Annotated in this window: 13 protein-coding genes and 1 pseudogene; 13 read left to right on the forward strand and 1 reads right to left on the reverse strand. The window is 38.5% G+C overall.

The annotated features are described in order from the left end of the window. Positions 1–98: 98 nt before the first annotated feature. Positions 99–1097 (reverse strand): LacI family DNA-binding transcriptional regulator, encoded by a 999-nt coding sequence (locus tag HMPREF9455_RS07775; RefSeq protein WP_006799092.1) that lies wholly within the window; start codon positions 1095–1097, stop codon positions 99–101. A gap of 385 nt (positions 1098–1482) precedes the next feature. Here HMPREF9455_RS07775 and HMPREF9455_RS07780 point away from each other — a divergent pair, with 385 nt between their 5' ends. From HMPREF9455_RS07780 to HMPREF9455_RS07840, 13 genes and pseudogenes are all read left to right on the forward strand, one after another. Then, positions 1483–3981: a glycoside hydrolase family 2 TIM barrel-domain containing protein gene (locus HMPREF9455_RS07780; RefSeq protein ID WP_006799093.1), complete on the forward strand. Its 2499-nt coding sequence runs from the start codon at positions 1483–1485 to the stop codon at positions 3979–3981. A gap of 17 nt (positions 3982–3998) precedes the next feature. Then, entirely contained in the window at positions 3999–7094 is a 3096-nt protein-coding gene (gene lacZ / locus HMPREF9455_RS07785; RefSeq protein WP_006799094.1) for a beta-galactosidase, LacZ type, read from the forward strand. Between the two features lie 27 nt (positions 7095–7121). Next, entirely contained in the window at positions 7122–8060 is a 939-nt protein-coding gene (locus HMPREF9455_RS07790; protein WP_006799095.1) for a glycoside hydrolase family 43 protein, read from the forward strand. A 1-nt stretch (position 8061) separates the two neighbouring features. Next, the gene (locus HMPREF9455_RS07795) at positions 8062–10389 is read left to right on the forward strand and encodes a glycoside hydrolase family 127 protein (RefSeq protein ID WP_006799096.1); all 2328 of its coding nucleotides are present in this window, start codon (positions 8062–8064) and stop codon (positions 10387–10389) included. 3 nt (positions 10390–10392) lie between these two features. After that, positions 10393–11460 (forward strand): annotated as a pseudogene (locus HMPREF9455_RS21940) (glycoside hydrolase family 2 TIM barrel-domain containing protein); the annotation flags it as partial. Between the two features lie 1097 nt (positions 11461–12557). Next, complete coding sequence (locus tag HMPREF9455_RS20650; protein WP_006799098.1) at positions 12558–12935, forward strand: hypothetical protein; 378 nt, start codon at positions 12558–12560, stop codon at positions 12933–12935. Further along, complete coding sequence (locus HMPREF9455_RS20655) at positions 12881–13456, forward strand: sialate O-acetylesterase (protein ID WP_006799099.1); 576 nt, start codon at positions 12881–12883, stop codon at positions 13454–13456. Before HMPREF9455_RS20650 ends, HMPREF9455_RS20655 begins: the two co-directional genes overlap by 55 nt. A 115-nt stretch (positions 13457–13571) precedes the next feature. Continuing rightward, positions 13572–16706: a SusC/RagA family TonB-linked outer membrane protein gene (locus HMPREF9455_RS07815; protein WP_006799100.1), complete on the forward strand. Its 3135-nt coding sequence runs from the start codon at positions 13572–13574 to the stop codon at positions 16704–16706. A gap of 13 nt (positions 16707–16719) precedes the next feature. Next, positions 16720–18501, forward strand: a complete 1782-nt coding sequence (locus HMPREF9455_RS07820; RefSeq protein ID WP_006799101.1) for a RagB/SusD family nutrient uptake outer membrane protein — start codon at positions 16720–16722, stop codon at positions 18499–18501. 20 nt (positions 18502–18521) lie between these two features. Continuing rightward, positions 18522–21554 carry a SusC/RagA family TonB-linked outer membrane protein gene (locus HMPREF9455_RS07825; RefSeq protein WP_006799102.1) on the forward strand — a complete coding sequence of 1011 codons (3033 nt, stop codon included), beginning with the start codon at positions 18522–18524 and terminating at the stop codon, positions 21552–21554. Between the two features lie 12 nt (positions 21555–21566). Then, entirely contained in the window at positions 21567–23243 is a 1677-nt protein-coding gene (locus HMPREF9455_RS07830; protein WP_006799103.1) for a RagB/SusD family nutrient uptake outer membrane protein, read from the forward strand. 32 nt (positions 23244–23275) lie between these two features. After that, positions 23276–23824 carry a DUF1735 domain-containing protein gene (locus tag HMPREF9455_RS07835; protein ID WP_006799104.1) on the forward strand — a complete coding sequence of 183 codons (549 nt, stop codon included), beginning with the start codon at positions 23276–23278 and terminating at the stop codon, positions 23822–23824. 130 nt (positions 23825–23954) lie between these two features. Further along, positions 23955–24854 carry a dihydrodipicolinate synthase family protein gene (locus HMPREF9455_RS07840; protein ID WP_006799105.1) on the forward strand — a complete coding sequence of 300 codons (900 nt, stop codon included), beginning with the start codon at positions 23955–23957 and terminating at the stop codon, positions 24852–24854. Positions 24855–24875: the final 21 nt, after the last annotated feature.

The raw sequence follows: 24875 nt of genomic DNA on the forward strand, positions 1-24875 counted from the left end.
ATTTTAACATAGAAATCAATTACTAAGTGGACTACTTTTCGATTATTATTTGCAGCATAGTACTTCATAAGATTTTCTCGAGGTTACTTATAGTGTTCTTAATCCAGCTTTTTTATTTGGGGAGGGTATAGTATGATCCTTTCTATTGTCTGATACTTAGGATCATCAATTTGTTTGAATAAAATCGTCAGGGCTTTTTCACACATAATATCCAACGGCTGTTCAATGGAAAATAAAGTGATGTCGGACAGTTCACATTCCTCGAAGAGGTCTATACTTGCATATTTCAGTTTCTTGAGGTATGATCGCTTTTTGAGGACAAACAGTGATTTTCGTCCCGATTTACTTGTGGTAAATAAGACGGAGTCTATTTTATTCTTCAATAATACATCTACTGCTTTTTCAATATTCTCTTCAAAGTTATCCAAATCTACAAATTGCACGAGCTCAGAGTAAAATTCTAAGTTGTTATCTTCCAAAGCTTTTTTGTAACCTTCTAATCGCGCAATTACATTCGTGAAGTTTTTGTTGTGTCCAATTAATCCTATTTTTTTACAACCATTTTTAATCAGTTGGGAAGTTAATATGTGTGCAGCCTTCGAATTGTCCATTATTACTGTATTTATAGGCGTATTTTCTGCTTCTCTGTCAATAACCACCAGCGGCATTTTGTTTTCTAATAATTTGCTCAACGTTTCGTATCCCCCTAAAGGCGGCACAACTATCATTCCATCTACACCTTTGCCTAGAAACAGATTACAAAGATTTTGAAAATTTACATTAGACTCATCTGAACTGCCGAATATTACTTGATATTTATTTTTAGTAGCTATATTTTCTACAAATCTAGCTAATTTCGAAAAGAACGGATTTGAAATGTCTGCGACAATCAACCCAATCGTTTTAGTCTTTCGGGTTCGCAGACTTCGGGCTGCCATATTTGGCATATAGTTTAATTCTTTTGCTGCCTGTCTTACTTTGCTTGCAAGTTCCTGACTTATACCAACTTCTTTCTCTTTTCCGTTCAATACGAAAGAAACTGTTGATGGAGAAACTTTTAATAGCTCGGCAATATGCTTTATGGAAACCCTGGTCATCTTATTTCTTTATATTTAAAATGATTTTCAGTATATAACAAACAAATGTACACAAAAAAGTTACTCATGAAAACTCTATCAATATAAATTATTTAAATGTTTTTTTATTATATAAAAACTTTGTCTATTTTCTGAGTATATTTTAACTTGGAATTTCTCTTACTTAGCTCTAGATAAGACTTGTCTTGTAAATGCCTGAAAAGCCCCGATCAATACTATATGTTTAAAATTGTTAAATAAATCGAAAGTGTTTACTAAAACGATTTAGTTAATTATATTTGCAATAATTAAATCTGACATTGAAATATTTTTTTGTTAATATTATGCTGTAATAAGTTGTATTTCAATTTTGATAAAGCAATAAATATAATACCATATAAAAATAATGAAGACCTGTAAATTTATCCTGCTCTGTTTAATTAGTTTCGTTTCAACTCATACGTTTGCTCAATTGTCATTCGGATATTCATTAAAATTAAATGACGGATGGAAATTTGTGTTAAAAGATGAAGCTAAAGCCAATGAGTTTACGTATAACGACAGTCGGTGGAGATCGGTTGATCTACCTCATGATTGGAGCGTAAAGGAGCAGTTAAGTCCTACTTTGGCCAGTTGTACAGGATATCTTCCCGGAGGGATAGGTTGGTATCGTAAAACCTTAAATATTCCGGCAGAAAGAAAAGGAGAGAAGGTTTATATATATATTGAGGGTATTTATAATCGTAGCGAAGTATACATCAATGGCTATTTGTTGGGTAAGCGTCCAAACGGATATGTCTCATTTGCTTATGATGCAACTCCTTATATAAAATACGGAGAAGATAATGTTCTTGCAGTACGGGTCGATCACAGCAGGTCTGCCGATTCGCGCTGGTATACAGGATCAGGTATTTATCGTGATGTGTGGTTGGTATATGCTAATTCGGTACATACATCTCAGTGGGGAGTGTATGCGTATCCGACAGTAGAAAAAAATAAAGGATTACTCCATCTGGAATCGGAAATACTGAACGAGAGTACGTCCGATGCGGATATTCAGGTTCAGAGCGAATTATTGGATTTGAACGGAAAAATTGTAGCTAAGACTAACAATAAAATACGAATACAGGCAAATAAAAAAGAGAAATCCCGAATGATATTAAAATTGAACGGCCCTCATTTGTGGAGTATAGATAATCCTTATTTATATACATTGAAAACATCTCTTGTGCAGAACGGAAAAGTTATCGATATATCTTCGACAAAAACAGGTTTTAGAACATATACATTTAGTCCCGATAAGGGATTCGCACTCAACGGGGAATGGCTCAAGGTTAAGGGTGTTTGTTTACATCATGATGCAGGGGTATTAGGTTCTGCTGTTCCTCGTGAGGTGTGGAAAAGAAGATTACAGACGCTTAAGGAAGTAGGTGTTAATGCCATTCGAACCAGCCATAATCCTCAAGCTTCGGATTTGTATGATTTGTGTGATGAGTTGGGGTTGTTAGTTATGAATGAGGCTTTTGACGAATGGGAGTTTCCTAAACGTAAATGGATAGAAGGCTGGAATGTAGGAGCGCCTCAGTTTGATGGGAATTTTGATTTTTTTGAACAGTGGAGAGAGAAAGATTTAGCCGATATGGTTCGTCGCGATCGTAATCATATTTCTATATTTGCATGGAGTATTGGTAATGAGGTTGATTATCCTAACGATCCATATTCTCATCCCGTTTTGGATGGAGATAAAGCAACCGGGTTTACGCAGGCCATGTTCGGAGGATACAAAAAAGATGCACCCGATGCCATGCGTTTAGGTGATATTGCCAAACGCTTGGTGAAAGTTGTAAAGGAGTATGATTCGTCTCGTCCAGTAACAGCCGGACTTGCGGGGGTGGCTATGTCAAACGAAACAGATTATCCTGGTGCTTTGGATATTGCCGGATACAATTATACTGAGGGGATGTATGATTCCGATCACAGAAGATATCCTGAGCGAGTAATATACGGCAGTGAAAATCGTCATGAACTATCGGCGTGGAAAGCCGTGACGGACAGAGAGTTTATTTTTGGACAATTTCTTTGGACAGGAATTGATTACTTGGGAGAGTCGGGACGATGGCCCTCTCGCGGGTTTTATTCAGGTCTGCTCGATTTCGGAGGCTTTATTAAACCCAGAGGTTATTTTCGTCAATCATTATGGTCAGACAAACCGATGGCTTATTTAGGAACGTATCCCACTCCGGGTAAAGGCAGTAAAAGTCAGATGAAAGACGTCTGGTCTCAGTTGGATGCCGAAAACGAAAAGGGAGATTATGAAGAAAAAACACCGTCAATGGACGCTTGGCCTGTTTGGAATTATGAAGAAGGACAAAGTGTTCGTGTTGTTTGCTATACCAATGCGGCTAAAGCAAAACTGATGCTGAACGGGCAGGAAGTGGGTATAACAAAGGATTATGATAATAATACAGGGATTATTTATTGGGATATACCCTATCAAAGCGGTCGCTTAGAGGTAATAGGTCTGGATAAGGAAGGTAAGCAGTTGTCTTCTTATACACTTCGGTCATCCCAACAGCCTTATGCCCTAGAAATAATATCGGGAGAGACGGTGATTTCTAAGGATCGGGGATTGGCTCAAATTGTGGTCCAAGTTGTAGATAAAGACGGAATACCTGTGATGTTGTCCGACAATGAAGTGACCTGCCGATTGCAAGGTCAAGCGAAGTTATTAGGATTAGAAGCGGGTAACAACGAAGATATGAGCGATTATACAGACAATAAACAGCGTGTGTTTCATGGACGTATAATTGCATATATACAAGCAACGGGGAAAGCCGGCAGTTTGAGTATTCAATTTTCTTCCCCATGGCTAAAATCAGTGACTAAAACAATAGAAATAAAATAGATAAATAAAACCTTGTTATGAAAAACATCTTAAGCGTAATGTTATTGTTAACAACACTGGGATTAACAGCACAAAACCGTAAACCTAACTGGGAAAATCCGGAAGTGTTTGCCGTAAATAAAGAAAATACTCGGGCAACATCCATCCCCTATGCTGACGAGCAGTCTGCCGCCAAGGATAGTTATGCCGCGTCTCCTTATTATTCTCTTCTTGACGGACAATGGAAATTCTATTGGGTTCCCAAAGTGTCTGAAATTCCGAATGGATTTTATAACGAAAATTATGATATCAGTAAGTGGACTACAATGCCGGTTCCCGGAAATTGGGAGTTTAATGGCTTTGGTATCCCTATGTACATAAATATTGGATTTGGATTTGAGAAAAATCCGCCTTTTATAAATAAAGAAGATTCTCCTGTGGGCGCGTATCGCCATCAGTTTGATATTCCTGAAAATTGGAACGGCAGACGTGTTTTTCTACATTTTGACGGAGGTACAAATGCCATGTATGTATGGGTTAACGGCAAGGAAGTAGGCTATACCGAAAATACTAAAAGTCCGGCAGAATTTGATATTACACCGTATATTCGAGCAGGTAAAAATACTTTGGCCTGTCAGGTTCATAAATTCAGTGACGGCTCATATCTCGAAGATCAGGATATGTGGCGTCTGGGCGGGATAAACAGGAGTGTGTATCTGTACAGTACAGCTCCGACTCGTATCGAAGATTTTTTTGCTCACCCTGACTTAGATAAAAATTACAAGGACGGGTTATTCTCAATTAACGTAAAATTGAGGAATTATACTTCTTCTTCCGTAAATAGAAAAGTAGAAGTCAGTATTCTGGGTGCTGACAATAAAAAAGTTTTCTCACAAACTAAAAATACAGGAATAGAGGGTAATAACACGATAGACTTGTCTTTGAGCGGAACAGTAAAATCTTCGTTAAAATGGACTGCTGAAACACCTAATCTTTATACGCTTCTTATAACATTAAAAGATGAAAAAAATGCAACAATAGAATCCACTTCACATAAAATCGGGTTCAGAAAAGTGGAGATAAAAGACGGTCAGATATTTATAAATGGTAAAAAGATATATTTCAAAGGGGTAAATCTGCATGAATTTAATACCAATACAGGACAGGTTGTCAACCGTGAAGTGATGATGCGCAATCTGCAACTGATGAAAGAGCTGAATATTAATGCCGTGCGTACATCTCACTATCCACAGCCTCCGCTTTGGTACAAGTTGTGTGATGAATATGGTATTTATCTTGTAGATGAGGCCAACCTTGAATCGCATGGTCTGGGATATGGGCCAGACAATGTATCTAATTTTCCTGAATGGCACGGCGCTCACATGGATCGCATTATTCGTTTGGTAGAACGGGATAAGAATCATCCGTCGGTTATTTTCTGGTCGCTGGGAAATGAAGCCAGTAACGGCAAAGCTTTTTACGATATGTATGATTGGGCTAAAGTCAGAGATAATAGTCGTCCCGTACAGTATGAACAAGCAGGTAGCAACCGAAATACAGATGTGATTTGTCCAATGTATCCGTCGTGGGAAAGGATGAAACGAGAGGCGGCAACAGATCTGGGACGTCCTTACATTATGTGCGAGTATGCTCATGCGATGGGTAACAGTATGGGTAACTTTCAGGAATATTGGGATTTGATACGCTCCAGTAAAAATATGCAGGGCGGATTTATCTGGGAGTGGTACAACCACGGGTTTAAAACCCAGGACGAACAAGAACGCAAATATTGGGCTTACGGCGGTGATCTCAAAGGTTATAATAAGCAAAATGACGGAAATTTCTGTATGGACGGTCTTATTACGCCCGATCAGCAATATATGCCTCATGCACATATTGTAAAAAAGGTGTATCAAAACATTCTGTTTAAAGCCAAAGACCTGGATAAAGGAATTATAACCGTTATAAATGACTATAAGTTCACCGACCTTACCGACAAGAATTACTCTTATAAATGGGTCTTGTTGAAAAACGGGCAAGAGGCAGCACAAGGACAATTCAATGCCTTGGTTCCTGCCGACAGCCGTAAAGACATCACCTTGAATTTACCGAAAACAGAAGCCCGGAAGGGTACTGAATATTTCTTGCAGGTATATGCTTACAATAAGGAAAAAACACCATTCTTAGAAGCCGGATTTGAAGTTGCCAAAGAAGAATTTGCATATGCTTCGAATGATTATTTCACGGATGCAACACACTCGGGTAACCTTATCGTAGACAAGCTTGACGATAAAGTAACGGTGAAGAGCGGGGATATAAGTTATGAGTTTTCCACAAGAGACGGACGCACCCTTATAAACATGACCAATAAAGGAAAAAGAGTCTTTAACGAACTGCCTAGCCTGAATTTCTGGCGGGCACTGACCGATAATGATTTTGGCTCATGGTCCCAATACAGTCTCCGCTTGTGGGAGAGTGCCGGTCATAATGTAATGTACAAATATGTGGGTACACAAGAGATTAACGATGTGCATGCCTTCAATTATGAAGCTAAGTTGAGAGGTATAGAGGCAAAAGTTGATCTGACATATACGGTGAATACCGATGGCAGCTTAAATGTAACGGCTAAATATAAAGCACTGTCTGATGATTTGCCTGAACTGCCGAGATTTGGTATGACCATGATTTTACCGAAAGAATACAATGACTTTACCTGGTATGGCCGCGGCCCATGGGAAAACTATGTCGACCGTAATGCAGATACATTTATAGGAGTCTGGAACGGTAAAGTTGAAGATCAGGCATATCCATACTATCGTCCGCAGGAGACAGGCAACAAAACAGATGTGCGCTGGCTGACACTGAAAGATAAAGACGGAAACGGTATCAAAATATACGGAGCGCAACCTCTGTCGGTAAGTGCAACCAACAACCGTTCAGAAGATCTTGATCCGGGAATGACTAAAAAGCAGCAGCATTGGTCGGATATCATTTCTCGCAAAGAGGTAGTACTGAATGTTGACTTGTTTCAGCGTGGAGTAGCAGGTCTTAATTCTTGGGGGGCTCAGCCTTTAGATGAATATCGTTTCAAGGGAAAAGAATATCATTACAGTTTCACTATTTCTGTATTTTAAGCTGATAGTTAACTACATATACATATTATGAAATATAAATTTATTCTGTTTATTGCATTTATTGTGTATGCTTGCAAACCTGCCGAACAGGCTAAAGAAGAGACGGTCTACATGTTTTCTTACTTTACAGACAACGGCGAAGATGGGTTACATTTAGCTTACAGTCTCGACGGCTTAAAATGGGAGGCGTTAAAAGACGGAAAATCTTTCCTTATGCCTCAGGTGGGTAAAGATAAACTAATGAGAGATCCAAGCATTGTGCAAGATACGGACGGTACTTTCCACATGGTATGGACTTCCGGATGGTGGGATCAGGGTATTGGCTATGCCTCGTCTAAAGATTTGAAAAATTGGACTGAACAAAGGCAGATACCTGTAATGGACAAGTTCGAAGGAACGAGAAATTCTTGGGCGCCGGAATTGTTTTATGACAAAGGGGCTAAGGTGTTCTATATTATTTGGTCTTCAACTATACCGGGAGCTTTTCATGAAACAGAAAATCCTGAAATAGAAAAAGGACTAAATCACAGGTTGTATTACGCAACTACAAAGGATTTTAAAACATTTAGCGATACAAAACTGTATTTCGATCCCGGATTCAATGTCATTGACGGAGCGATATTGCATGACAATGACACGTTCTATCTGTTTGTCAAAAACGAAACTCTCAAGCCGGAAGAAAAGAATATAAGAGTGACGTCAGGGAAAATTCCGTATAATTTTCCGGCAACAGTGTCACCGCCTATAACCGGTAATTACTGGGCTGAAGGCGCATCCCCTTTAAGGATTGGAGAGTATGTGTATGTATATTTCGATAAATATGTTGACAAAAAATACGGTGCAGTAAGATCTAAAGATATGCAAAAGTGGGAGGATGTTTCAGATACCGTCGTTTTTCCTCCTAAAGCTAAACATGGGACAGTATTTGTGGTTTCCAAAAAGTTTTTCAACTCTTTAAATCCATAATATGAGAAAGACTAGAATCGTATCGTGCATAATTCTGTTATTCTATATATCTACCCCATTAACATTGTTGATGGGGCAGGATACTTTCTTCTCTCGCTATCGACTAAAACCTTTTAGTCTTTCCGATGTACGGTTGACAAGCAGTCCTTTCATGTCAGCGATGTCGCTTGACGAAAAGTGGCTTCTATCGTTCGAGCCCGATCGTTTTTTAAGTGGTTTCAGAAGCGAATCAGGATTACAGCCTAAAGCTCCCAAATATGGAGGATGGGAAAGCCAAGGGGTAGCCGGACAAACTTTTGGCCATTACTTGTCGGCACTCTCTATGATGTATGCTTCTACCGGTAATGAACAGCTGAATGACCGTATAAAGTATAGTATAAATGAACTGGATTCATGCCAGCAGGCATTTGGAATGAACGGTATTGTTGCGGCATTTCCTCGAGCTAAAGGGCTTTTCACGGAAATAAGTACCGGAGACATACGTACTGAAGGCTTCGACCTTAATGGTGGATGGGTTCCGTTATATTCAATGCATAAACTTTTTGCCGGGCTTATTGACGTATACGAATATACTGGGAATAAGCAGGCTTATAAAATTTATATAAACTTAGCTGACGGTGTAGACAAAATGCTTTCAGGGCTTTCAGATGAACAGATTCAGAAAATTTTAATTTGCGAGCATGGCGGTATAAATGAATCATTAGCCGAAGTGTATGCACTGACCGGAAATAAAAAATATCTGAATTTAGCTACTCGATTAAATCATAAAGCTGTGCTCGACCCTTTGTCTAAAGGCGTGGATGAGCTTGCCGGAAAACATGCAAATACTCAGATACCGAAAGTAATAGGCGTTATCCGAGAATATGAATTGACAGGAAACGATGATCTCTTCAAAACTGCTGAGTTTTTCTGGAATACAGTGGTTCACAGCCATTCATATGTGATTGGAGGGAACAGTGAGGCTGAACATTTTGGTGTGGCAGGACGTACCTACGACCGTATTACAGATAAAACCTGCGAAAACTGTAATACATATAATATGCTGAAATTGACTAAGCACCTTTTCAGCCTGCAACCTGATATCCAAAAGGCTGATTATTACGAGCGTGCCTTGTATAACCAAATATTGGCATCACAAAATCCCCAAGACGGAATGGTATGCTATATGTCTCCTTTGGCGGCAGGTTCCCGAAGAGGATTTTCTACTCCGTTCGATTCGTTTTGGTGTTGTGTGGGCACAGGGCTGGAAAACCATGCCCGTTATGGAGAATTTATTTATTTTTCAGACAAGGATAAAAATCTTTTTATTAACCTTTTTATTCCGTCAAAGCTTGATTGGAAAGATAGAAATATGGTTATAGAACAAATCACCAATTTCCCTGAATCGGATACGGTGCGATATAAAATAAAAGCAAAAAAAACTCAGGAATTTACTGTAAATATTCGTTATCCATTATGGGCACAAGATGGCTTTTCACTGTTTGTAAACGGTAAAAGAGTTGAGATAAATTCATCGCCGGGTAATTATATCCAACTGACTCGGAAATGGAAAAACAATGATGATATCTGTTATGTGTTGCCTAAACGCCTATTATCGGAAGCGGCATTGGGCGACACCAATCTAAGGGCTTACCTTTATGGACCGATCGTTTTGTCGGCAGTGCTGGACAATGAAAAAGAGTCTTTATTTCCTGTAATTATAACAGATAATTATAATGATGCATCTCTGGTTTTAGAGTTGACCGACACGCCTTTAGAATTTAATTTGAAAGCTTCTCAACCTTACACCGTAAAGATGAAACCATATTACCGGATGGTAAGCGATAAGATGATGGTCTATTTCGAACATTATACACCTGCAGATTGGGCTGAACGGGAAAAGACCATCCTTATGAAACAAGATCATGCCCGTTGGCTTGAAGAGCAAACTGTTTCACATTTCCGACCGGGAGAAATGCAACCTGAAAGAGATCATAATTTTACAGGGGACAAAGTTGAAACAGGAGAAATAAACGGGAAAAAATTCCGTAAAGCTGTTGATGGCGGAACTTTTTCATTTGACATGAATGTATTGCCTGATATACCGCAGGACTTGGCAGCTACTTTTTGGGGTAATTTGGGTGATATTTATAAGTTTGATATAGAGGTGGATGGTACGCCGATTGCCACAGTGATTATTCATTGGTGGGGCAATAAATTTATAGACAAAACCTACCATATACCGACAGAACTTACAAAAGGGAAAAGTAAAGTACGAATAACTTTCAAGGCTATTAACGAGAAGTCGGTAGCCGGACCATTATTCGATTTTAAAATATTAAAGAATTAGAATATGAGAAGATCCATAACGCTTTATCTGACATTGTTTTTTATTATAACGAGCATAACTGTGCAGGCTTTGCAACGTGAAAATCCACGACCGCAAATGTCCGAAAAGCAGGTTAATGAATGGTATAAGCAATGGGGATGGCTCAGAGGGTGTAATTTTCAGCCTAGTACAGCCGTAAACCAATTGGAGATGTGGCAGAAAGAAACTTTCGATGTTGTAACTATCGACCGTGAGTTAAAGTGGGCTTCCGATATGGGGCTGAACTGCATGCGGGTCTATCTTCATCATTTAGTCTGGGTAAACGATAAAGATGGATTTAAAGACAGAATAAGAGAATATTTGTCCATATCTGATAAATATGGAATATCTACCATATTCGTATTTTTTGATGATTGTTGGAATGCCCGATATACAGCCGGGAAACAACCTGAACCTAAGCCCGGAGTGCATAATTCCGGATGGGTACGCGATCCCGGAGATTTATTATTTGAAGACACAACAATGGTTTCTAAAACATTAGAACCTTATGTAAAAGATATTTTGACTTCGTTTAAGGGTGACAAACGCATTGTCTTTTGGGATTTGTACAACGAAGCAGGAAACAGCGGTTATAAAAACAAAAGTTTACCCTTGTTGAAGCAGGTATTCCAATGGGCGCAAACAATAGATCCGAGCCAACCGTTGAGTTCCGGAATATGGGGAGGAAGCACCCCTGAAATGAAGGCCTTTTTGTTAGCTAATTCAGATATTATAACCTATCACAACTATCGGGATTCTATATCTCATCAAAAGGAAATTGATGAGTTGAAAAAATATCACCGTCCGTTGATTTGTACAGAATACATGAACAGACGCGATAAAAGTACTTTTGAAAAGATAATGCCCATGCTCAAAGCGAATAATGTGGGTGCAATCAACTGGGGCTTTGTTGCCGGCAAAACGAATACTATTTTTGCATGGGATCAACCAATAGCGGACGGAAGTGAGCCAGCCCTATGGTTTCACGATATTTTACGCAAAGACGGAACTCCATTCAGGCAAGAAGAAGTAGACCTTATTAAAAAACTAACGGGAAAGACGTTCACTTTACCTCCTGGGACAGTTATACATAACTCGAAAGCTTCAACACATCGCTATGTTGGTTCTCCTAGTATTACAGTACTCGAAGATGGCACTTATATAGCCTCACATGATTATTTTGGCAAAGGACGTATTTCCGACGCTTTCGTTTATCGTTCACTCGATAAGGGGCAAACATGGACACGATGTGCCTCTATCGAACGACTTTGTTGGGCGACTCTATTTACAAGAGGTAAAGAATTATACCTTTTCGGGGTAAGGCCTAAGGGCGGGGGTGGTTTCGGCGATTGTGTTATTATGAAATCTCTTGATGGTGGTTACACTTGGACGCAACCTACCGATAAAAATAATGGATTATTATTTGAAGGCTTTTATCATACAGCACCTGTTCCTGTCGTTTTTCATGGAGGCAGAATTTGGCGGGCTATGGAAGATCGCGTTAAAGTGGATGGTTGGGGAAACTTTCGTGCATTCATGCTGTCTGCAAAAGAAAAATCGGATTTGCTTAAAGCTGAGAACTGGATTATGACCAATAAAATGGATTTCGACGGAAGTTGGCTTGAAGGAGCATCCGCTTGGCTTGAAGGGAATGCTGTCGTAGCCAAAGATAATTCAATGAAAAATATACTTCGCGTACATTATCCGGCTGACGATAAAGCTGCTGTAATGGATGTGTCGAAGGATGGCAAAAAAATATCTTTCGATCCACAAAAAGGATTTGCAGATTTGCCCGGAGCATGTAAAAAGTTTACTGTACGTTATGATGAACTAACTAAAAAATATTGGACTTTAAGTAATTATGTCTTACCCGAAGATAGAGGCGGTAATGTGGAAAGGATACGTAATACAATTGCTCTTTCTTGGTCCGACGATTTAATCAACTGGCATGTAAAAGACATACTGTTACATGATAAAGATATAAATAGACACGGATTCCAATATGTGGATTGGCTGATCGAAGGAAACGATATTATTGCTGTTTCGCGTACGGCATGGGACGATGAAACCGGACAAGCTGATAATCAGCATAACGCCAATTACCTTACTTTTCTCCGATTTATAAATTTCAGAGATAAAAAATGAAGAATATGAGATTGAATTTGAAAACGATACTTTTTTTATTTCTTGCTTTAGGCTTTGTGACACTAGAAGCTCAAGTAAAGCTACCTAATATATTTTCGGATAATATGGTATTGCAACGTGACCAACCCATTCATATTTGGGGTTGGGCTAATGCTGGAGAAAAGATTGAAGTAGAATTTAAAGAACAAAAAGTTAAAGTAAAGGCTTCCAAAGAAGGAACATGGGAAGTCTATTTAAAAGAATCTGTTTACGGAGGCCCGTACTCTTTAACGGTAAAAGGAGATTTTAATTTGACCGTATACAAAAACGTTTTAGTCGGGGTGTTTGGATGTGCAGCGGACAATCAAACATTAAATACTCGAATGATGCACAAAACGAAATAGCTGACTCTAACTATCCGAACATAAGGCTGTTTACTGTTGGGCGTGAAATTAATAATCAACCTCAAGAAAATGTTAAAGGAGAATGGAAGGTTTGTTCTCCTGCATCGGTTGGTGATTTTTCTGCGGTAGGCTACTTTTTTGGACGCGAAATAAGTAAGAATACAAATATTCCGATAGGGCTTGTATCTTCTTCTTGGGGTGGTGCGGTTGCCGAGACATGGACTAGCCCGGAAATGATGAATACAGTGCCTTCATTTAAATCAAAAGTGGACGAGATAAGCAAAATGGATTTGAAAATATATGAAGAAAATAATAAAATACAAAGAGGCAAATATGAACGGGATCTGAAAAATGACAAAGGTTTTTTTCAGAAATGGTATGAAAAATTCCCGACTGAAACACAGAAAATGAAAGTTCCCCGCAGTTGGCAAAGTACAGATTTATCCAATTATATCATTGTTAATTTTAATATTTATCACCATGAAAAATTATTTTACTCAGACCCGTTATCCTTAATTTAATCATTCGTAAAGAAAAGCATATAATGAATTAATTTACTGCTTATTATATGTGTTTTACTCTCATATTTTTTGATGAGTTTTAGGAGTTTTATTCATTTTTTTAACAAGAAAAAGTATGACAAAAAAGAAATTATTCCGTAAAAAACAAAAGAATAGACATTGTCTGCTATATGTCTTCCTCTTATTGATTTGTGGTATTATTTTCCCAATTCAAGCAGAAGCTCAGAGTCAACCGATAAAAGTAAAAAGTACTGTTGTTGACGCAAATGGCGAACCGTTAATTGGTGTTGCTATTGTGGAAAAATCCAATAAATCCAATGGAACAATTAGCGATTTTGATGGGACATTTACATTGCTGGCCTCATCACCTTCATCAATACTCGTTATTACGTATATAGGTTTTAAATCGCAAGAATATCCGGCGAATAAAATGCCGGAAAGAATAATCATGGCTGAAGACTTGCAAAGTCTGGAAGAAGTTGTGGTAATCGGCTATGGAACACAAAAGAAAGAGACTGTTGTAGGGGCAGTTGCATCAGTTTCGGGAAAGGAACTTCTCAAAGCCCCGGTTGCTAATGTCAGCAATGCATTGGCCGGACGTTTACCTGGTGTGACTTTTATCCAACGCGGAGGAGAACCCGGATACGATCAAGCTACCATAAAAATCAGGGGGATGGGTACAATGAATGACAGTAGCCCGCTCATCATTGTTGATGGAGTAGAACGTTCATCAATGGAAGGTATAGACATGAACGAAATAGAAAGTGTCAATGTACTGAAAGATGCAGCCATGACAGCCGTTTATGGTATACGCGGAGCGAATGGAGTTATAATACTTACAACAAAAGTAGGAACAGAAAGTAAGCCCACAGTTAGTTTAAGTATTAATACATCTGTTCAGACTCCGACAGTAATGCCTAAATTCCTAAACTCGTACGACTATGCAGTATTGAAGAATGAAGCCTACCTCAACGATAACCCCGGAGGTAAATCAATATTTAGCGAGACTGACTTGCAGAAGTTTAAGGATGGTTCTGACCCTATTCTTTATCCCAATACGGAAACGTATAAAAACTTGGTTAAAGATATATCGCTTATGCACCAAATTAATGCTAACGTAAGAGGGGGAACGAAGTTAGTCCGGTATTTTGTGTCTTTGGGATATTTAAATCAGGATGGTCAATATGATGTGAGTGATTTGAAATCCCTTAATCTGGGTTTCGATCCGAATCCTAATTACCAACGATATAACTTAAGGTCTAATTTCGATATCCAGATGACAAAAGACCTTTCTGCTTCAATCAAGCTGGGTAATCAAATAGGTAAAGAACATTTTCCGGGAACATCGGCTTACAATGTATTTTTCAACTTACTTAAAAACCCGCCGATGGTAAGTCCCGGTGTTGTAGATGGAAAACTGGTTACAGGATACATTAATGACCCTTTGAGTGCTGTTGTTGGTAGAGGTTTCTCCAGTGCTTCAATTCTGGGAGGAAGCGGCTATGCTGAAAATCTGACTAATACATTCAATATGAATGTCTCTATGAAGTATGATTTGGGTAACCTGATTACAAAAGGATTATCTGTTAGGGCAATGTATGCTTACGACCACTATTATAAAAAGTATGAAACCAGATCTAAAGCTGTTGACACCTATAGTATATTAAAAGATCCTGATACAGGCGAAAATCGTTTTATCCAGACTGCTAATGAAGGAGCATTCGGTTATAGTGGCGGTACGGATGTGAACAGAGCCGAATATTTTGAGTCAGCATTAGAGTATGATCAAACATTCAATAAGGTTCACAGAGTTGGGGGACTGTTCCTGTACAATCAGCGTAAAGTATATAATCCCAGCCTTATTTACAGTGTACCGGCCGGTATGCAAGGTATAGTAGGGCGCGCAACATATTCTTATGCCAATAGGTATCTCGGAGAAGTGAGTATGGGATATAATGGATCTGAAAACTTTCCGGAAAATAAAAGATATGGATTCTTTCCTGCTGTTTCGCTTGGATGGATACTTTCCGAAGAATCGTTCTTTCCTAAAAATGATTATGTGAATTATATAAAATTCAGAGGTTCGTATGGAGAGACTGGTAACGACAAACTTGGAAGCAACCGTTTCTTATATCTGCTTGGAGCTTACGAATACGGAACCGGTTCGTATATGTTCGGTACTACAGGTTTGGACAAACAAAAATATACTTCTGCATGGGAGGGCAAACTGGGAAACTCGGAAGTAACATGGGAGCGAGCCGTGAAATACAATTACGGTATTGATCTTTATTTATTTAAGAACAAACTATCGGTTAACGCAGATTATTTCACCGAAAATCGTGATGATATTCTGATAGACAGGCAAACGGTTCCAGCATTTACCGGTATAACTAGTTTACCTGCCGCCAATATAGGACGGGTTAAAAATCATGGATACGAAATAGATTTAAAATGGCGAGATAAGGTGAATAATATTGAATACTGGTTTGGTGGAAATTTTTCTTACTCAAGAAATAAAATACTACATAAGGAAGAAGCTATGAAAAAATATCCATGGCTGATGCAAACCGGATTTCCGATCGGACAGCAATATGCATATAGATCAGATGGTTTATATAATTATAAGGAAGATGTTTATAATAGACCTTTTTATAGTTTTTACGGTAATAAGGTGCAACAGGGTGATATAAAATATATAGACATTAACGGAGACGGTATTATAGATTCAAATGACGTGGTACCTGTGGGATATTCCGAATATCCAGAAGTCAGTTTTGGTATTAATATGGGATTGACTTGGAAAAATTTTGATCTATCTATTCTTCTCCAAGGAGCTGATAACCTGATGGTATTTCAGACAGGAGAAATCGGCTATGCTTTCTTCAACGACTGGGCTATGACTCTCGAAGAGCATAAAAACAGGTGGACACAAGAACGATTCGACAACGGAGAGATGATAACAATGCCTCGGTTGAGTAATATGGGTAACAGTTCTCCAAATTCGGAGGGTTCGGATTTCTGGCTGCACAATGCCCGTTATTTGAGATTGAAAAATATTGAAATCGGCTATACATTTCCGAAGGCAATGCTGAAAAAGCTTTATCTGAAATCGCTGAGAGTATATGCAAATGGTAATAATCTTTATACTTGGACACCTTTGAAAAATTATGATCCGGAAACTGCAAACGGTAGAGGTTTTATATATCCTCAGATGGCTGTTTTCAACTTAGGGTTAAATCTTACATTCTAATAAAATTGATATTATGAAAAAATTTACAACCAAATATTTAGTATTGCCCCTGATTATCGCTCTTGGCACTATACAAACGGCATGCAACGATTTCTTGGAAATGCCCATGATTTCTTCGGCTGTAAATATAGATACGGTATTTTCGGCACGCGTAAAGGCCGAACCATTTTTATGGGAGACATACAGGCTGATAATTCCTTCGGGTTTTCCCCTGAATGGAAACAGTGAGCCTATGCACCGTTCTATCAGGGCAGCAATAACCGATGAGTGCGATTATTCGATAGGATGGTCATCGTCAACAGAAATAAATATATCCGGATATGTAGCCAATAATTCACGCTTAATGGAAGTTAATTACAGTAATTGTTACGCCGGAATTCGTAAAGCTTTTATTTTCTTGGAGAATATTGACAAAGTATCGGATATTCCCGAAAATGAAAGGACACAAATGAAAATGGAATGCAAGATATTGATAGCTTTGCGTTATCATACACTTATCCGATCTTTTGGCGGAATTCCTTTAATAAAACGTTCAGTTTTGGCAAGTGATGATTTGAGTCAGATCACCCGTTCTTCGTTTGAAGACTGTATAAACTACATTGTAGAATTGTGTGACGAGGCAATAAATAATCCTTTGACTGTCGATCAATATTCCACAGCTTGGCGCGGACGCGTAACTCGTGGAGTAGCACATGCCATTAAGGCAAGAACTTTATTATATGCAGCCAGCCCTTTGTATAATAATACTGTGGCACCTCCTGCTTCTTATGGTGATCAAAACAATCTTCTGATCTCATATATGAATTATGATAAAGAAAGATGGAAAAAAGCCATAGATGCCAATAAAGCGTTGCTTGATTGGGCTAAAGGCGCAGGGAAAGTGTCATTGATAGATACAGGGAACCCATATGAGGATTTTTCTATTGCTACATCAAAAGAAGATAATGCCGAGATTATTTTAGCAAACAAAACCATAGGAAACGGGTCTAATGGCTCGGATGGATTTACCAGATATTACATGTCTGCCAAAAATATCATGGATTTTAACAAGGGAAATGCTATTCTGTATAGTGGACTCACTCAGTTTTATAAGAATGATGGGACAGATCAAACTTGGCCGCAACTGAACGAATCCAAACCTTTTAGTGAATATAAAACTAAAATGCATGAAATGGAGCCGCGTTTGCTGGCTACTGCTTGGATATTCGGAGAAAGCCCGATGATGTGTCCAAATCAATTTACATGGAATTTTAATGCTTTACCGGGGACAAAATCGGGCGAATTGCATGGTTGTGCCGGATTATTAAAATTCTGTTATGATTATCAAGGCGAAAGCTATAAGGAGTTTCCCGTATTCAGACTTGCAGAGTTTTATCTGAATTATGTTGAGGCTTTAAACGAGTATAACTCAGCTCCACCACAAGAGGCTTATGATGCATTGAATACAATACGTACCCGTGGAGGGTTGCCTGCAATTGCAAAATCTGATTCGCGTTACAACACGACAGATAAATTCAGGGAATTGGTTCATCGTGAGCGTTTCGTAGAGCTTTTTGCAGAAGATCATCGCATATATGATTGCCGTAGGTGGCGCATCGCTCATCAGTCGGGAGTTATAGGAGGCCCTATGGTTACCTTCGATCTGGCACAAAATAATACAAGTAACCCTACAGCTTATACGACTTACACACCCAAGGTGTTTGAAGAAAGGCTCTGGATGAATAAGTTGTATTTCCATCCATTCCCTCAAGGTGAAGTAGATAAAGGTAATCTATTGCAAAATCCGGGATATTAACTTAATCTAAAATGAAAGATATGATAACAATACATAATAGTTATACTAGAGTTATGTTGTTCTTGCTTTTGCTGTTTTTGGGGTTTGGAAACATATCGGCTCAAGAAAATATAAGCGGGACAATACGGGGTAAAAATGGAGAACCTTTACCTAATGCGTCAATTGTTGTAAACGGAAAAGTCGTTCAAACTTCAAAAGAGAATGGGGCATTCAATCTTGACAATGCCAACTACAAATCTATAACAGTAGAGCATGCCGGCTATAAAAGTCAAACAGTGATCGTTGGTAAGAAAAAGACCATTGAGGTTATGTTACAACCCGTAGCATACAACGAAAATGTGCAATTGGCATTCGAAACGGTACCATTCAGATCTTATACAGGTGCTGTTTCGTCTACAACAGATAAAGAACTGACAAGCATACCGACTCAAACATTGGGTAATAACTTAGCCGGAAAAGTTGCGGGATTGACAGTTATGCAGTCTTCCGGCGAACCCGGCTCTGACGCCCCCGATCTTTATATAAGAGGTACAAGTACTTATAATAGCAGCAATGTTTTAGTCTTGGTCGATGGGTTCGAAGGAGATTATAACCAATTGTTGCCGGAAGAGATTGAATCAGTGACGATATTAAAAGATGCCGCCGCATTGGCAATATATGGTATCAGAGGAGCTAACGGGGTTATGCTGGTAAAGACAAAAAGAGGCGTAAAAAGTGATAAGATAGATATCAGACTCAATCTTCGCGGAGGAATAACTTCGCCCATAACATTGCCTAAATTTGTTGATGCTTATACATATGCATCTCTGTACAATGAAGCCCTGAGCAACGATAATAACGGTGTGTGGTCTCCTAAATATACAGATGCCGAGCTTCAAGCCTACAAAGACGGATCTGATCCGTATTATTATCCTAATGTGGATTGGTATAAAGAAACATTAAAAGAAAGTGCCCCGTATGCAGACACCAATCTATCGTTCAGAGGCGGAAATGATAATGTAAAATACTATCTGGCTCTGGGTTATATTAATTCTCAAAAGTTTTATATAAGTAATCCGGACAAGAGCTTCGATCAGTTACGCAATTTGGGCAAAACAGACAAGTATAACGCAAGAGCCAATGTAGATGTGAAAATAAATAGTATATTTTCGCTTAATGCAAATATCGGAGCTGTAATATTATCTCGTACCTATCCCAATTCCAGTAATTTCTGGAGTACTTTGGCTACTACTCCGGCAAATGCTTTTCCAATAAAGAATGAAGACGGATCTTGGGCTGCATCATCTGTATATACTAACAATCCATTAGGTACTTTGTCTATGACAGGCAAAAAGAGCACGAATGAACGGACGATTCAAGCCGATGTCGTATTCAAACAGGATTTGGGAAGTGTCTTACCCGGACTGAAATTCTCGGAAGGAGTTTCATTTACCAGCTGGTCACTTAGCAATTATGATATATCGCGCGATTATCAGAGATGGTCTGTAACTAAAAATAATGGAGTGGTAGGTAATCCTATTTTGGTTGTAGGAACAAAAAGTGAATTTTCTATCAATCAAAGTACTCGTTCACAGTGGACTCGCCAGTCGTTTCAGGGAGCAGCCGAATATGAGACGAAATTAAACGATATTCATAGTCTTTATGGCATGTTGGGTGCAATGTATAGCCGTTACTATGTTGACGGGAACAATGTCGCTTATCTGAATGCAGGCTCTTTTGGTCGAGTAGGTTATGGTTACAATAACCGTTATTTTTCTGAATTCGGTTTTTCTTATAGTGGTTCCGAAAATTTGCCCAAAGGACACAAATTCGGATTCTTCCCTAGCATTTCATTTGCGTGGGTACTGTCTAACGAGAAATTCTTAGAAAACAACAGCTTGATTGATTTTCTGAAAATGAGAGCTTCTGCCGGGATGTTAGGTTCGGCCGACTTAGGTTCTACACGTTTCGGATATCAGACGTATTATGTTAATTCTCAGTATTCTTATCAGTTAGGTTCTTCTGGTACGTCTTCAGTTACGGGTATCAAAGAAGGAAGATTAGGCAATTCTAATATTACTTATGAGAAAAACTATAAATACAATTTAGGTTTTGATTTTGGTCTGTTAAATAAGTTGAACGGTAAGCTGGACTTATTTACTGAAAAACGGAAAGGTATTCTTGTTGTACAAACTCCTCAGGTACCATCTGTGATAGGTATGACACTTCCTTACGAAAATCTGGGAGAAGTATCGAATAAGGGCTTTGAATTGGAATTGGTGTATAGTGAAAAGATAAATGGTTTTGAGTTCAGTATCGGTGGTAATATAGCTTATGCTAAAAACAAAATAGATTATCAGGCTGAGGTTTTTCGTAAAAATGATTTTTCAAGAAGAACCGGACATTCTGTAAATGACTTGTTTGGGCTCGAGGCCATAGGCTTTTTCCAGTCGGAAGAAGAAATAAATGATTCGAATACGCCGATACATACATTTGCTCAGGTTCAGCCGGGCGACATCCGATATAAAGATCAAGATAACAACGGTATTATTGACGAGAATGATATAGTGCGTTTAGGACATTCCAGCCTTCCTGAATTAAACTATGGTATTAATTTGACTTTGGCCTATAAAGGGTTCGATTTTAATGTATTCTTGTTTGGACAAGCTATACGTAATATAATGCTCACCAAAGATCAATATGCCTTTGCCTTTTACAATAATGGACAAGCTCCCGAAGCATCTTTAGGGAGATGGGCTTATTATCCGGATAAGGGTATTGATACTCGTAGCAGCGCAACATATCCACGTTTGTCTACATCCGACAATAGTAACAACTATCGTTATTCATCTTTCTGGATGAAAAATGCAAGCTTTCTACGATTGAGGAATATAGAACTTGGGTACTCTTTACCTAAATCTATAACAGATAAGCTTCAATTAAGTGGCGTACGTGTATATGTAAGTGGAACAAATTTATTGACTTTCACACCTCTGGAAGATTACGATCCTCAGGTAATGACCGGATATCCGCTCTCAAAGTCATATAATATGGGTATTAATCTACAATTTTAAATGATTGATAATATGAAAAAAATATTAAAATATGTTGCATTAAGCTTATTCCTTGCCGCTTTCACAGGATGCGAAGATATGCTCGACAACAATGTTGATACAAACCTTAAACCCGAACAGATATATGTTAATTACGACAGAATGAAGTCTGTAGCAATGGGGGCTTACGGTTATGCTTACGAAATATCGGGATTTTATAAATTTGACGGTACACTCAAAGCATGCATGACTGACGAAGCCGAAGAAACAAATTATTCTTCGACAGTGCAGATATTCAACCTCGGGTCGTGGGGGAAAGATGATAATCCTGATGATTTGTATGCTACTTTTTATGAGGGAGTCAGGCATTGTTGTCTGTTTTTGGAGAACAGCGAAAGTTATAAACAAATACTGGCCACAGATACTATAAGTTCTTCCGGAAGAGAAAATTATAAAAAACAATGTGAAGACATTGAGTTTTTCCGTCAGGAAGTACGTTTTCTGAAAGCGTTTTACTATTTCGAACTGGTAAAACGATATGGAGGTGTATCTCTAGTTAAGCATTCTTTGGCTTTTGATGATGATTTGAAAGTACCTCGATCCGATTTTGAGACTTGTGTAAACTACATTGTCGAAGAATGTGATGCCGTGAAAGATAAAGTGACTGTAGATTGGGTCGCTGACGGAAAACCAAATGAACACGGACGTATTACCAAGGGTGTTGTATTGGCACTCAAGAGCAAGGTGCTTCTTTATGCGGCGAGCAAGTATTATAACCCATCTAATGATATCGAGAAATGGAAAAAAGCTGCGTCTGCCGCTAAAGAATTGATAGATATGAATAAATACGGGCTATATAGTAATTATCAGACATTGTTTCAGGCTCCTCAATCGTACAATTCGAACGAAGTAATATTTTATGTTCGCCATTTCAATTCTAATGCACTCGAAAAAAGTTGTTATCCTATTGGTACTCCCGGTGGTAGGTCTGGTGTAACCCCTACCGACAATTTGGTCGAAGCATATGAAAAACTTAGTGGATGGAGTGCAAGTGCTCCATACGACAAAGTCGATCCCCGTATGCAAATGAGCATCGTTGTTAATAATTCGACTTGGAATGGACGTACAATACAAACCTATTTGGGAGGTATTGACGGCATAGATCAGAAGAATGCTTCACGAACAGGGTATTATCTTAAAAAGTTCCTTTCTGCTAATTTACAGTTGCAAGGTTCACCTGAAGGTACTTCTATGAAATCATGGATCGTATTCAGATATGGAGAAATATTACTGAATTATGCCGAAGCAATGAATGAGGCTTATGGACCAGACACTAAACCGGCTGGTTATACAAAATCGGCACGAGAAGCTATCAATCAGGTTCGTAGCAGAACGGGTGTAAATATGCCTTCTGTAACAGCGACAGATTATTCTCAAATGAAAGAGGCTATTGAAAAAGAGCGTCAAGTAGAATTAGCATTCGAAGATCATCGCTATTGGGATTTGAAAAGATGGAAAAAAGGATCAGTGTTAGGTGAACCTATTTATGGAACACGCATAACAAAAGATGCATCGGCTGGTACATTCTCTTATCAGAAAGTGAAAGTTGAAGATCGTGTTTTTGATGAATCAAAAATGTATTTATATCCGATTCCTCAATCTGAAATAAACAAATATCCGGATATATTAACACAGAATCCCGGGTGGTAAAAACAAGAGTTTTATTTTATAAAAAAGAAAATATGAAAACTGTAAAATATTGTATATTAAGTCTTTTTTGCGTGTCTCTTCTGTTAGTTTCTTGTGAAGACAACGCAAAAGATGAAGAGTGGGGGATCTCCTTATTATACATGCCTCAATCGGTACTGGGAGATGGCGGGCAAACAGCCAATCTATCTATTGGAGTGCATACGTCTCAACAGTCTGATACTTCTATCGTAGTAGGCATGTACAGGTCGGGTTTAGCTCCTATCGAGGCTGTTACCGCTAATCTGGTTATTGCATCCGACACGTTGGCCAGTGCTATTAAGCTGGCTGATGCGGGAGACGATACTCATAAAGCATTCAAAAACGCCAAGTTATTACCGAGTGATTATTATGAATTACCGGATAATATTTCGCTTTCTGATGGGCAAAGGGAAAATCATGTATTTATTAAATTAAACAAAAACAAGCTTTTTTCCGATTCTCATACAGGCCCTTTTGTTTTACCAGTTAAACTGGATAAACCGACCCGTTATCAATTGAATGAAGAGCGTTCGCTTACATTCTTTATTTTTTCAAAAAAATGAAAATGTAAAAGATTGTCCCGGAAGTATCCTTATGTGTCGGTTTTTCGCAGGTATAATCTGCAATAAAACTTCCGGGATAGTTTTTTCAGCATTGTTCGAAACAAGAATATTTTAATAAAATAGAAACAGTATGACTACTTTTTATGGAATTGTACCACCTCTGGTGACGCCGCTACTATCGAACGATCGATTAGATATTGACGGATTGGAAAAATTGATCGAGCACGTAATCGAAGGTGGAGTTCATGGCCTTTTTATATTGGGAACAACAGGAGAGGCTCAAAGTCTGAGCTTTGAAATGCGCGTGGAAATGATAAAAAAGACTGCGTGTATTCTAAAGAACAGATTGCCTTTAATGGTTGGTATTTCAGATACATCATTGGCTGATAGTATAAAATTGGCTGAATATGCAAAACAATATCATGCCGATGCCGTAGTTTCAGCTCCACCTTATTATTTTGCAACGGGACAACCAGAGTTGGCCGAATTTTATGGGGAATTGGTGAGACAATCTCCATTACCTCTTTTCTTGTATAATATGCCTGTACATACAAAGATGAATTTTTCTCCTTCCACAATAAGGCAAATTGCACAAAACCCGAAAGTAGTAGGATTTAAAGACAGTTCGGCAAATGGAACATATTTACAATCGGTGATTTATGAGATGCGAGACCATGATGACTTTTCGATTTTTGTAGGCCCCGAAGAAATGACAGCCGAAGCTGTACTATTGGGCGCAAGCGGAGGGGTAAACGGAGGAGCTAATTTATTCCCTAGGTTATACGTAGAGCTCTATAATGCTGCTCACGAAGGAAATCTGGACGAGGTAAGCCGCTTGCAAAAGATAGTTATGCAAATAAGTTCTACTATTTATACGCAAGGCTTGTATGGTTCAAGCTACCTGAAAGGGCTTAAATGTGCATTGGGTATTAAAGGTATTTGTAGTGATCTGCCGGCAGTTCCATTTCAAAAATTTGAAGGAGAATACGTGATAAGAATAAAACAGGCATTGGACGAAATAAATTTTTAAATTAATATTCTAAAATCTTAT

Origin of the sequence: Dysgonomonas gadei ATCC BAA-286 (assembly GCF_000213555.1) — a bacterium.
GTDB lineage: Bacteria > Bacteroidota > Bacteroidia > Bacteroidales > Dysgonomonadaceae > Dysgonomonas > Dysgonomonas gadei.

What these genes read in the sequence shown, in the direction of transcription:
- HMPREF9455_RS07775 (WP_006799092.1), bottom strand. Translation starts at nt 1,097, where the DNA reads ATGACCAGGGTTTCCATAAAGCATATTGCCGAGCTATTAAAAGTTTCT.
- HMPREF9455_RS07780 (WP_006799093.1), top strand. Translation starts at nt 1,483, where the DNA reads ATGAAGACCTGTAAATTTATCCTGCTCTGTTTAATTAGTTTCGTTTCA.
- lacZ (WP_006799094.1), top strand. Translation starts at nt 3,999, where the DNA reads ATGAAAAACATCTTAAGCGTAATGTTATTGTTAACAACACTGGGATTA.
- HMPREF9455_RS07790 (WP_006799095.1), top strand. Translation starts at nt 7,122, where the DNA reads ATGAAATATAAATTTATTCTGTTTATTGCATTTATTGTGTATGCTTGC.
- HMPREF9455_RS07795 (WP_006799096.1), top strand. Translation starts at nt 8,062, where the DNA reads ATGAGAAAGACTAGAATCGTATCGTGCATAATTCTGTTATTCTATATA.
- HMPREF9455_RS20650 (WP_006799098.1), top strand. Translation starts at nt 12,558, where the DNA reads ATGAGATTGAATTTGAAAACGATACTTTTTTTATTTCTTGCTTTAGGC.
- HMPREF9455_RS20655 (WP_006799099.1), top strand. Translation starts at nt 12,881, where the DNA reads ATGTGCAGCGGACAATCAAACATTAAATACTCGAATGATGCACAAAAC.
- HMPREF9455_RS07815 (WP_006799100.1), top strand. Translation starts at nt 13,572, where the DNA reads ATGACAAAAAAGAAATTATTCCGTAAAAAACAAAAGAATAGACATTGT.
- HMPREF9455_RS07820 (WP_006799101.1), top strand. Translation starts at nt 16,720, where the DNA reads ATGAAAAAATTTACAACCAAATATTTAGTATTGCCCCTGATTATCGCT.
- HMPREF9455_RS07825 (WP_006799102.1), top strand. Translation starts at nt 18,522, where the DNA reads ATGATAACAATACATAATAGTTATACTAGAGTTATGTTGTTCTTGCTT.
- HMPREF9455_RS07830 (WP_006799103.1), top strand. Translation starts at nt 21,567, where the DNA reads ATGAAAAAAATATTAAAATATGTTGCATTAAGCTTATTCCTTGCCGCT.
- HMPREF9455_RS07835 (WP_006799104.1), top strand. Translation starts at nt 23,276, where the DNA reads ATGAAAACTGTAAAATATTGTATATTAAGTCTTTTTTGCGTGTCTCTT.
- HMPREF9455_RS07840 (WP_006799105.1), top strand. Translation starts at nt 23,955, where the DNA reads ATGACTACTTTTTATGGAATTGTACCACCTCTGGTGACGCCGCTACTA.